Source organism: Haloferax sp. AS1, assembly GCF_014530665.1.
GTDB classification, from domain to species: Archaea; Halobacteriota; Halobacteria; order Halobacteriales; family Haloferacaceae; genus Haloferax; species Haloferax volcanii.
Genome location: NZ_SPSA01000003.1, coordinates 173,046 through 184,473, shown reverse-complemented (window position 1 = coordinate 184,473; position 11,428 = coordinate 173,046). Strand labels below are relative to the sequence as shown.

Sequence of the window (11,428 nt, the reverse complement as noted above, 5' to 3'; positions counted from 1 at the left end):
TATGCCAACGGATAACTCACCAAAGACGCTCCGGACGACCGCCACCTCGATAGCGATTCTGAAGCAACTCGAAGCGATAGACGGCGCGCGAGTCTCCGAAATCGCCGAGCGGATGGACAAGCCCAAGAGCACGATTCACGGTCACCTCGCGACGCTCAAGCAGGAACAGTTCGTCATCAAGGAGGGCGATTTCTACTTCATCGGCCCGGAACTGCTTCGGTTAGGGAACCAAGTCCGGACGCGGGAACCGGCGTTCGTCCTCGCGCGGCAGTTCACCGAACGACTGTTCGAAGAGACCCGCCTTCGGTCGATTTTCACCGTCGAGATGGGTGGGAAGGCCGTCTTCCTGCACACCGCCTCGGGGAGCAAGATGGGGTGGTCCCACGAGCAACTCGGCAATCGGTTGTTCCTGCACAACACCGCCGTCGGGAAGGCGATTCTCGCGGAACTCCCGGAGCCGCGCATCGAACAGATACTCGACCGATGGGGCCTCCCACAGGAGACGGAAAACACCACGACTGACCGCGAGACGCTGTTCGAGGAACTGGAGCGCGTCCGCGAACAGGGCTACGCCGTCAACCGCGCCGAGAACTTCAACGAACTCTACGCCATCGGCGTCGCCGCGACGCGCCGTTCGGGCGACGTTATCGGCGGTTTCAGCGTCACGGGCCCGGCCCACTCGGTGACCGGCGAGGACCGGAAGGCCGAACTCGCACATACGGTCAAGGACATCGTCAGCGAGTTCGAACTGGAACTCGCGCTCGCGTGACTCGGGTTCGAGCGAGCCGAACCCGCGGTCTTCGCCCGCTCTCCTGGCTCGCCCGACGGTTACGTTCGTTTCTGCCGAACTTTATATGCTCTCGAATCGTGACTATCTAATGACACAATTTCAGCACTTCGTCGCAGCGGATTACGGTCGTAGATGTGTAAAATTATCTGCCGCTCTCGCATCCGTGTCATCGCGCACGGTGTATTGTACGGTAATAACACATTTGTGTGGGTGTGCTGAATCAAATCCAACAGAGCGTGCTTCTGTCGGTGGTATTAGGTGTTCTCCAAGACAGTGCAAGGTGAATATCGCGGGTATTTAACAATATCCTCACACGACTCCCGTTTGGAAGCGCGTTCGAGCATTACAAACGTCCCGTCCCATCGACTACGACTGCGCGTTCATGTTGATGTTGACCTCGATGACGTTCGCGGACTGCGTGACGAGTTTCGGGACGTGCTCTTGGAACTGCTCGCCTTGCAGGAGACTGGTCGGGCCCGACACGCTCACCGAACCGAGCACCTGCCCGCTCGGGTCTTCGATTGGCGCGCCGATGGCGCGAAACCCTCTGATCTCCTCTTCGTCGTTGTACGCGTAGCCGCGCTCGCGAATCTGTTCGAGTTCGTCGAACAGCGCCTCGCGGTCGGTGATAGTGGCTTTCGTCTGCGCAGGGAGTCCGCGTTGTTCGATGATTTCCTCGACTCGCTCGTCGGGAAGGGCGGCCAAAATCGCCTTTCCGGAGGCGGTGTAGTGGAGGTGGTCTTGGCTCTGTACCTTCTCGGTCTGGTACTCTCCATCGACGCTCGTGTCCCCTTTCACCTGGTAGAGGTTGACCCCGTAGCCGTTCTCCTCGGTGACGATGTGCGTGTACTGGTCGGTCTCCGCCGCGAGTTTTTCGACCTCCGGCTTACCGTATCGGTACAGCGGGCTCTGATTCCGCGCGTACTCTCCGAGGACGGTGAATTTGAACGCGAACCGGTAGCGGTCCCCGCGCTGGACGAGCAAGCCGTTTTCCTCCAGCGTCCTGAGATGGATGTACGCCGTGCTCTTCGAGATGTCCAAATAGTCGGAGAGCTCCGAAACACCGATTCCATCGCAGTCTTTGACGGCGTCGAGAACCCGTGACGCCGTCGTGACCGTCTTCAGCGTCCGTGGCCCCCCTTTTTGCCCCGTCTGTTTCATAGTGTGGTTGTGTCACTCCTCCCGTATTAACGTTCGCCTATGTTAACTATACGATGCTACATGAATATGTACGTACGGTAAATACACTATATTTGGCCTTATTCTCATATTCCGGTCTAAGGGCGGGTCTGTCCGTTCTCGGAATCCGCGAAATTCGTTTACCATAGCCGAACGCAGTGACTCCGGGTCGCCGCCACCGGCGGGGGTCCGGTGGCCCTCGTCGTCTGCGGTAGTTCGCGGCCGCAAAAAGTGCGCTGTGGGTTGGCATACTCGTCCGTCGGTCGGCCGGTCGACCGTCGTCGTGCTCCGCCGCGCATCCCCGGCAGACGCGGATTAGCTCGGCACTTCGCCTTCGACGCCCTCGACGAAACTGCTCATCTCTTGGAAGAGGAACTCGTCGCTTTCCCCCTCGAACGCGCTGCCCGCCCACACGTCGAGTTCGTCGTTCAGGATTTGCTCTTCCGTCGCGGCGACCTGGTCTTTGACCTCCTGTGAGACGTTCGGTCCCCACTCGTCGAGCATCGGAACGCCCGTCTCCATCCCGCCCCAGAACGCATCGGCTTCCCACGACCCCTCGTGGAGCGATTCGAGGGTCGGACCGTAGAACTCGGTCCAGTCCCAAATCGGAGAGATGAGGTAGTTCTCACCGCCGAACTGCCCCATCGGAGCGTTGTACCCTGAGGTCCAGACGCCGGCGTCGCTGGCGGCCCTGACCGCCGCCGGCGAGTCCTGCTCTTGGGCGATGACGTCACAGCCCTCGTCGATGAGCGCGTTCGCGGCCTCTCTGGCCGTCGGCGGGTCGAACCAGGCGTTGACCCAGCGAACCTTGAACGTCGCCTCGGGGTTGACGGAGCGCGCGCCCAGCGCCATCGCGTTGATGGACCGAACGACCTCCGGAATCGGGAACGCGGCCACGTACCCGATGGTGTTGTTCTCGGTGACCATTCCGGTGGCCTGTCCGGCCAGATACCGCGGCTCGTAGATGCGACCCATGTAGCGACCCATGTTCTCCCGCGTCCGGTAGCCCGTCGCGTGTTCGAACACGGTGTCCGGGTAGTCCTCCGCCACCGCGTACATCGGGTCCTGGTAGCCGAACGTGGTTCCGAATATCACGTCCACGTCCCCTTGGGCGTACTGCTCGAAGACCCGCTCGGAGTCCGAGGGCGCGACGGCCTCCGTGTACTCCGTCTCCAACCAGTCGTACTGCTCGTCGACGGCCTGCCGGGCTTGGTCGTGCGCCCACGACCACCCGAGATCACCGATTTCGGAGATGTACACCCACGCGGCGTTGACCGTCTCTCCCTCGCTTGGCCCCCCGCCGTCGGTGGTCTCGACGTCGCCGGTCGTCGTTCCACTGGTCGTTCCCTCGCTGGCCGTCGTTTCGCTCGCCTCCGTGTCGTCGGTGTCTCCGGTGTCTCCACCGGTACAACCCGCGAGCGTGGTGACGCCGGCGGCACCGAGCGCACTCAGTACGTCTCTCCGCTGAATCGAAGATTCCTCGTCTAACATCGCGTAACCGCTTACTTGTCATTGTAATTTATACTTAAATATTTTCATAATCTTCTAGATATATCTGTCATACGGGTCGGTTCCGCCACGTTTTGCAATCGCATGTCGCTGAATACGATGTTTCTGTGGACGAATATCGACTCCACGCGCCGCGGCGGTCGTTCTGCTGTCAGTCGATAACTGTCGGCACGTACTCGAACGACTCCACGTCGACCAGTCCGTTGTTGGTGAGTCGGTACGTCGGAATCACTTCGAGGGCGAGAAACGACAGCGCCATCAGGCCACCGTCGCGGTCGAGTCCGAGGTCGTCGGCGGTCGCCTCGACTGATTCGAACGTCTCCTTTACGGTCCCCAGCGATTCGTCCGACATCAACCCTCCCATCGGAAGCGCCAGCGACGACAGGGCGTCGTCCTCCGGGTCGTACGCCGCGACGCCGCCGCCGACATCCCGGAGGTGGTTCGCCACGGTCGCCATCGAGTCGTGGTCGACGCCGGCGACGATGCAGTTGTGCGCGTCGTGGGCCACCGTCGACCCCACAGCGCCCCGCTCCAGCCCGAGCCCGCGGACGAATCCGCGGCCGATGCCGCCCGCTTCCCCGTGCCGTTCGATGACGGCGAGTGGAAGCACGTCGTCGTCCGCGTTCGCGGTGAGGACCCGTTCCTCGTTGACCGACGCGACGGGAACGTCTGCTTCCGCCCGTCCCGTCTGGAGTCCGCCGACCGCGTCGATGACTCTGACTCGCACGGGGTAGTCCCCCGCGTGTCGCACCGCGAGGTCCGCCGCCGACACCGGTTCGAACCTCACGGTGTCGGTCGCTATGGCCGACGCCGGCGGCGCGCCACCACCCTTCGTCGGGTCGACCGCTCCGTCGACGACGACGTGGTCCACCTCCCACGTTCGCAGGTCCGAGAGCAAGACGAGGTCAGCCGGTGCCCCCGGCCGAATCCGCCCGAAGGGGAGCCCGTAGCTCTCGGCGGTGTTGACGGTCGCCATCTGCACCGCCTCCACCGGGTCGACGCCCAACCGGATGGCCTTTCGAACCGCGAAGTCGATGCCGCCCCGCTCGACGAGGTCGACGACGTCTCTGTCGTCGGTACACAGCGAGAGCCGCCGACTGTCCACCTCGTCGACGAGACCGACCACGTCCGCGAGGTTCTTGCTCGCGGAACCCTCCCTGAGGTAGACGCGGAGTCCCGCCTCGACTTTCTCTCGGGCTTCCGCGAGACCGATGCTCTCGTGGTCGTTGTCGAGGTATCGGGCGACCGTCTGGAGGTCGCTTCCGCGTACCCGAGGCGCGTGTCCGTCGACCGTCAGCCCGCGGTCCCTCGCGGCCCGAATCTTCTCGTGGACGGAGTCGTCGCCGGCGACGACGCCGGGAATGTTCATCACTTCGCCCAGCGCGACGACCTCGTCTTCCCCGAGCAGGGCGTCGACGGCCTCGACATCGAGCGTCGCGCCCCCGTCCTGTAACGTCGTCGCCGGGACCGACGACGGAACGGTAAAGCGGACTTTCAGCGGCGTCCGTGTCGCGTCGGCCATCATCGCTTCGACGCCGGCGACGCCGCTCACGTTCGCAATCTCGTGCGGGTCGTGAACCACGCTCGTGACGCCCCGCGGCACCACCGCGTCGGCGTACTGCGGGAGCGTCACCATCGACGACTCGACGTGCATGTGCGCGTCGATGAGACCGGGCGCGATGTACTCCGCGTCGAGTTCGCGGGCCGCCGGTCGCTCTTCGAGCGCGACGATTCGCCCGTCGTCCACGGCGACGAACGACTCCGAGACGGTCCCCGTGTCGACGTTGACGAGGTTCCCGCTGACGAGGAGGTCAACCGGTTCGTCGCTCATCGTTGCGCTCCGTTCGATTCGGCTATCCGAGAGGCGGTCGGTGTCCACATCGATAGGCGCTCTTGTCGGAGGCGGGATTTATGAATTTCCCCACGTCATCCGAACACCCCCGAACAGATGGGCACGTCAAAACAAATATTCCGGTCATGAGAACAGTTATCTTGGTGGATTCAATACACTCCTGTGAATATACCACATGACAAGGGAACCATTTCTCCGGATGGAGAACATCGTGAAAGCGTTTCCGGGCGTCGTGGCCAACGACCACATTGACCTCACCGTCGAGCGCGGTGAAATCCACGGGTTGCTCGGCGAGAACGGCGCTGGAAAGAGCACGCTCATGAAGATTCTGTACGGTCTCTACTCGCAGGACGACGGCGAAATCTCCCTCTCCGGAACGCGGCTTCGGCTGGACTCCCCGCAGGACGCTATCGACGCGGGAATCGGGATGGTCCACCAGCACTTCATGTTGATTCCCCGTCTAACCGTCGCGGAGAACGTCGTCCTCGGCGAGCGCGAGCCGGCGACGCTGTTTCGCCCGGACGCGGACGCGGGCGGATGGCTCCCGGACGCCGTCCGCTCCAATTCGCTCGTCCAGTCGCTCGCCGGGCGGTTTTCGCTCGGCCTCGACGTTCCGGAGCGGCGCATCCAAGAGCTGGCCGACCGGTACGGCTTCGACATCGACGTGAGCGCGAAAGTCTGGGAGCTGGGCGTCGGCCAGCAACAGCGCGTCGAGATTCTCAAGGCGCTGTACCGCGATGTCGACCTGCTCATCCTCGACGAGCCGACGGCCGTGTTGACGCCGACCGAGGCCGACCGCCTTTTTGACTCGCTCGAACGCCTCACCGACGAGGGCGTGTCGATTATCTTCATCACACACAAGCTCGAGGAGGTCGAAGCGGTCGTCGACCGCGTGACCGTCCTCCGCGACGGCGAGAACGTCGGCACCGTCTCCACGTCAGACGTTTCTCGAGCCGACCTCGCGGAGATGATGGTCGGCCGCGAAGTGCTGTTCACGGTCGACAGAGAACGCGTCGCCCCCGGCGAGCCAGTCCTCCGGGCGCGGAACGTCTCCGCCACGGACGACCGCGGCATCGAGGCGCTGTCGAACGTCGACCTCACGGTTCGCCGCGGTGAGGTCGTCGGCATCGCCGGCGTCAGCGGTAACGGGCAGAAGGAACTCGCGGAAGTCATCGCCGGACTCCGCACTGTCTCCGCGGGCAAACTGACTGTCGACGGGACGGACCTCACGAACGCCTCGCCCCGGACGTTTATCGACAACGGCGTCTCGTTCGTCCCCGAAGATAGAAACCGCTACGGCTCCGCGGGGGACCTCTCTGTGATGCACAACGCGGCGATGAAGGATTTCCGCGAGGACCGCTTCGGGAGCGGGGTGACGCTGGACTACGGCGAACTCCGGGCGCACGCCGAGGCGCTCGTCGAGGCGTTCGACGTTCGCGGCGTCCACGACGTGACCGACGCGACGGCCGGCGACCTCTCGGGCGGTAACTTACAGAAGCTCATTCTCGCCCGAGAAATCTCCCGTGACCCCGACCTCCTCGTCGCGAACCAGCCCACCCGCGGCGTCGACGTCGGCGCGATAGAGTCCATCCGCGAGGCGATTCTCGACCAGCGGACCGAGGGGACCGGCGTGGTGCTGCTCTCGGAGGACCTCGACGAGATTATCGACCTGAGCGACCGCATCCTCGTCGTCTACGAGGGCGAGGTCGTCTACGAGACGACGCCCGAGGACGCCGACCGCGAGCGAATCGGGCTCGAAATGACCGGCGGCGGGGACGCCACCGCGACCGCGGGCGCTCAAGTCCGAGGACTCGGTGGGAGCTCATGAACGTCGAACTGCAACTCGACCCCCGGCGAACCATCCCCGCGTGGCTGGCTTACGGCACACCGGTACTCACCGTCTTTGCGGCCTTGGCCGTCGGCGGCGTCGCCCTCGTCGCGCTGAACGTCGACCCGGTGGACGCCTACACCGTGATGTTCGTCGAGACGCTCACCAGCCAGTTCGGCCTCACGGAGGTCCTCGTCAGGGCGGTCCCCCTGATTCTGGCGGGCCTCGCGGTGTATCTCCCGCTGAAGGCGGGGCTGTTCAACATCGGTGCCGAGGGACAGCTCCTCCTTGGCGCGCTCGCCGGCACGTGGGTCGCCGTAAACGTCTCGCTTCCCGCCGTGGCGTTGCTCCCGCTGATGATTCTCGCCGCCTGCGTCGCCGGCGCGTTCTGGGCGGGCATCCCCGCGTGGCTCCGCGCGAAGTGGGACGTCAACGAGATTATCACCTCGCTTCTGTTGACGTTCGTCGCACAGGAACTCCAGAGCTACCTGCTCCGCGGGCCCATGCAGGGCGGCACCGGGAACTTCCCGCAGTCGGCTCGCTTTTCGGACGCCGCGACCCTCCCGCCGCTCGCCGGACTCGTGCCCGGCGGCGAGTCGATACCGCTCTTCGCGGACGTTCACGCCGGCCTGTTGGTCGCCGTCGCCGCGGTCGTCGCCACGTACGTCGTCATGACCAAGACGCGCCTCGGCTTCGAGGTCACGTTCGTCGGCTCGAACGACGAGGCCGCCCGGCAGGCGGGGATGAGCCGGTACACGGTGTACCTGTTCGTCTTCCTCCTCGGCGGCGCGTTCGCGGCGCTCGGCGGCATCGCTGAAATCGCCGGCTCGCAGGGGCGGTTCCGCGCCGCCTTCGCCCCCGGCTACGGGTTCACCGCGATTCCCATCGCCCTCCTGGGCCGCAACAGCGCGGTCAAGGTCATGCTCGCCGGGCTGTTTTTCGCCGTCCTGTTCGTCGGCGGGTCGAGCGTCGAGGTCGCCTTCGGCGTCCCCGCGGCGTTGGTCGAAATCATTCAGGCGCTCGTCATCCTCTTTCTCATCACCTCGGAGTTCTTCAAGCGCTACCGAGTCGGCATCGCGTTCGACCGGCGGGGGAACGACGCGCCGGCCGACGCCACAGGCGGTGATGCGCGGTGGTGAGCTTCGCCGCCGGCCTCCTGAACGCGACGGTGCAGGCCGCGACGGTGCTGTTGTTGGCCGGGCTCGGAGAGCTCATCAGCGAGCGCGCGGGCGTCCTCAACCTCGGCGTCGAGGGGATGATGCTCGTCGGCGCGCTCGGCGGGTTCGTCGTCACCGCCGTTACGGGGAACTACTGGCTCGGCTTCGGTGCCGGCATCGCCTGCGGGATGGCGCTCGCGGCCGTCCACGCGTTCCTCTGTATCTCCCTGAAGTCGAACCAGGTCATAAGCGGCGTCATGCTGACGCTGTTGGGGACCGGCCTGACGACGTTCTTCGGGTCCGGGTGGGTCCAAGAGTCCATCACCGGCTTCCCCCAGATGACTTTCCCGATAGTCGGCCGCTACCTCGTCCACCTTCCACTCGTCGGTGAGGCGTTCTTCCGCAGTACCGCAACCGACTACCTCGCGCTCCTCGCGGTGCCGGTCGTCTGGTTTTTCCTGTATCGGTCGAACCTCGGTCTCGAAATCATCGCTGTCGGCGAAGACCCCGAGATGGCCGACACGATGGGTGTGCCGGTGTTCAAACTTCGCTATCTCGCGGTCATCATCGGCGGCGGCTTCGCCGGGGCCGCCGGCGCGCACCTCTCGCTGGCGTTCTCCCAACTGTGGGTTCCCGGCATGACCGTGGGCCGCGGCTGGATTGCGGTCGCACTCGTCGTCTTCGCCCAGTGGCGGCCCAGCAGGATGCTCGTCGGCGCGTACCTCTTCGGCCTGCTCGACGCGCTTCAACTCCGGTCGCAGTCGCTCTCGCTGGCCCTCGACCCGAACGCCCCCCTTGCCGGCGTCCTCAACCCGCTCGTCAACACGCTCACGAACCCGCAGATTATGTCGACGTACCCCTACCTGACGACGATTGCCGTCCTCTCGTACGCGGTCATCCGGACCGAGAGCGTCCGACTCGCGGTCCCCTCCGCGCTGTTGCAGTCGTACAACCGCGAGATGGACTGACCCGGCGTTCGACGCCGCGACCGTGGCACTGGCCGTGCCCTGACTCGCGCCGTCACCCCTCTTTTCACCGCTCACGCCGCCTTCACTCGTGTCGCCCGTCGTTCGGTCACGCCGAGCCGCGCCCGCGACTCGTTACAGTAGTACCGTCGTAATGTTGTTAGTATCTCCTCCCTCTCACCCCGCGGATATAATGAATATAATCGTCTACTGCATTCCGAGGGCGGTGGTGTGGCCCCCGCGTCGCTCCGGCGGTCCCGCGTGCCCGGTCAGCCCTCCACGATGCCGAACTCGCGGCGGTCGGGAGACGCCTCGACGACCGGCGTCAGCGGTGCGCTTCGAGGTCGGCCACCGTGTCGATATCCGCGTGGATTCCGGGGTCGTCCACGGCGACTCGAGCGACTGGCATCGCTTCGAACAGGGCGCGCGCACCCGCGTCTCCCGTGAGCCTCCCGAACCGGTCGAGCGCTGCCGCGTCGAACGCGACGGGGTTTCCGCGCCGCCCGTCGTACACCGGGACGACGACGTGTCGGTCGTCGCGGTCAATCGCCGCGAGGAGTTCGTCGTAGGTCGCGCTCCCGACGGCGGGCATGTCGCCGAGCGCGAACACGCCGACCGACCCGTCGCGCGACAGCACCTCCTCCGCCCCGCGCCGAACCGACGCGCTCTGTCCAGCGTCGTATCGCTCGTTACGGACGACCGTCAGCCGACTTTCGAGCGGTTCTAACGTTCGCCGGACCCGTTCGGCGTCGTGTCCGAGGACGACCACGGTTTCATCGACCGGCGACTCGACCAGCCGCCGGGCCGCCCGGCGGACGATTGGCTCGCCGTCGAGCGGCTGACAGAGCTTGTTCCCGCGTTCGAACCGGGTTCCCGCCCCCGCGGCGAGCAGGATGCCCACCCGGGTCATCCGAGCTCGGGCCGCCCGTGAATCGGGCCCGCGCGGTCGGTCAGCCGTGCCCCGCTGCGGCCGTTGTGAACCGCGAGCAGTTCGCTGACGACGCTCAGCCCGACGGTCGACGGCCCGTCGCCGCCGATGTCGAGCCCGCACGGGGCCGCGATTCGCTCGCGGTCGGTCGCGTCAAGCTCTCGGTCCATCGCCTCGCGGAGCTGGTCGAACCGCCGCCGCGGGCCCATCACGCCGACGTACGGAACCTCGGTCCCGAGTATCGACTCCAGCGCGAGTCGGTCGTCGACGAAGTTGTGCGACATGAGCACGACGTAGGTGTGGTCGGGCGCGTCGACGAGGGCCGCGAGTTCGGCGGGGTGTACCGCGGTCACTTCGCTGGCCGCCGGGAACCGACTCTCGCCGGCGTGCGCCCCTCTCGCGGCCGCGACGCGGACGCGGAAGCCGGCCTGCGCGCCGAGCGACGCGACGGGGTTGACGTCTCCGTGGCCGCCGAAGACGAGCAGCTCCGGCGTCGGCGCGAGGTCGTTTGCGAACACCCGCACGTCGCCGTCGCTCGTCCGCACGTCGAGCGTCGCCGCCGCGCCTGACGCCGCCCCGTCGAGCCGCGATTCTGCCTCGGCGACGACCGCCTCGGGAAGGCCGGGACGGCCCTTCGAGAGCCGTTCGCCCCGTCCCCGCGTTATCACCGTCCGGTCGCCGACGCCGATTGCCGGGTCGTCGGTCTCGACGGCGGTGAGCACCGTCGCCGCGCGTTTCTCGCGGAGTTCGCTCAACGCGGGGTCGAAACTCGCGTCGACCGGCTCGACGAGCACGTCGATGACGCCGTTGCAGCCGAGTCCGAGCCCCCACGCGTCGCCGTCGCCTCCCCGGAGATCGAACGTCTCCAGTCGCGGCGTCCCGCTCGCGCTCACCCGCCGCGCGGTCTCTGTCACCGACTCGGTTATACAGCCGGCGGTGACCGCGCCGAGTCGCTCGCCGTCGGGCACGACGACCATCCGCGCCCCCGGTCGGCGGTAGCCCGACTCCTCGACGTTCACGACGGTCGCGACGACCGCCTCCGACCCCGAGCCTCGCTGCTCGCGCATCGACTGCCGGACGCTGTCTGCGGTCGCGCTCCACGGGTCGTCTGTCGTTCGCATCGTTCAGTCGCCTTCCCGTACTCCCGTCAGCAGTATTGATTTATCGGTCGGTTCGGTGGCCCCGCCGCACGGGACGGTCGGACGAACACGCCCACACGC

The 11,428-nt window shown here is 65.7% G+C and carries 9 protein-coding genes; 4 read left to right on the top strand and 5 right to left on the bottom strand.

Features of this window, described 5'->3' with window-relative positions:
- Position 1 precedes the first annotated feature (1 nt).
- Entirely contained in the window at positions 2-769 is a 768-nt protein-coding gene (locus E4P24_RS17745) for an IclR family transcriptional regulator (RefSeq protein WP_008605612.1), read from the top strand.
- 387 nt (positions 770-1,156) lie between these two features.
- On the opposite strand, the gene E4P24_RS17740 is transcribed toward E4P24_RS17745, so the two are convergent.
- The 3 genes from E4P24_RS17740 to ade all read right to left on the bottom strand — a co-directional run bounded on the left by E4P24_RS17740 (position 1,157) and on the right by ade (position 5,309).
- The gene (locus E4P24_RS17740; protein ID WP_008605613.1) at positions 1,157-1,951 is read right to left on the bottom strand and encodes an IclR family transcriptional regulator; all 795 of its coding nucleotides are present in this window, start codon (positions 1,949-1,951) and stop codon (positions 1,157-1,159) included.
- A gap of 333 nt (positions 1,952-2,284) precedes the next feature.
- Positions 2,285-3,460 carry a BMP family ABC transporter substrate-binding protein gene (locus E4P24_RS17735; protein WP_004041224.1) on the bottom strand — a complete coding sequence of 392 codons (1,176 nt, stop codon included), beginning with the start codon at positions 3,458-3,460 and terminating at the stop codon, positions 2,285-2,287.
- Positions 3,461-3,629: 169 nt separating this feature from the next.
- Complete coding sequence (gene ade / locus E4P24_RS17730; RefSeq protein ID WP_188148968.1) at positions 3,630-5,309, bottom strand: adenine deaminase; 1,680 nt, start codon at positions 5,307-5,309, stop codon at positions 3,630-3,632.
- Positions 5,310-5,529: 220 nt separating this feature from the next.
- On the opposite strand from ade, the gene E4P24_RS17725 reads away from it, so the two are divergent.
- Genes E4P24_RS17725 through E4P24_RS17715 form a run of 3 tightly spaced genes read left to right on the top strand, consistent with a single transcriptional unit; the run spans position 5,530 to position 9,283 of the window.
- Complete coding sequence (locus E4P24_RS17725; protein ID WP_115803643.1) at positions 5,530-7,158, top strand: ABC transporter ATP-binding protein; 1,629 nt, start codon at positions 5,530-5,532, stop codon at positions 7,156-7,158.
- On the top strand, positions 7,155-8,297 hold the full coding sequence (gene tsgB13 / locus E4P24_RS17720) for a glucose ABC transporter permease TsgB13 (protein ID WP_188148967.1): 1,143 nt from the start codon (positions 7,155-7,157) through the stop codon (positions 8,295-8,297). Before E4P24_RS17725 ends, tsgB13 begins: the two co-directional genes overlap by 4 nt.
- Complete coding sequence (locus tag E4P24_RS17715; RefSeq protein WP_008607967.1) at positions 8,291-9,283, top strand: ABC transporter permease; 993 nt, start codon at positions 8,291-8,293, stop codon at positions 9,281-9,283. The genes tsgB13 and E4P24_RS17715 overlap by 7 nt, the downstream gene beginning before the upstream one ends.
- 322 nt (positions 9,284-9,605) lie before the next feature.
- On the opposite strand, the gene E4P24_RS17710 is transcribed toward E4P24_RS17715, so the two are convergent.
- Both E4P24_RS17710 and E4P24_RS17705 read right to left on the bottom strand, forming a co-directional pair.
- Positions 9,606-10,190, bottom strand: a complete 585-nt coding sequence (locus E4P24_RS17710) for an NTP transferase domain-containing protein (protein ID WP_188148966.1) — start codon at positions 10,188-10,190, stop codon at positions 9,606-9,608.
- Positions 10,187-11,329: an XdhC family protein gene (locus E4P24_RS17705; RefSeq protein WP_115861377.1), complete on the bottom strand. Its 1,143-nt coding sequence runs from the start codon at positions 11,327-11,329 to the stop codon at positions 10,187-10,189. The genes E4P24_RS17710 and E4P24_RS17705 overlap by 4 nt, the downstream gene beginning before the upstream one ends.
- Between the last annotated feature and the right edge of the window lie 99 nt (positions 11,330-11,428).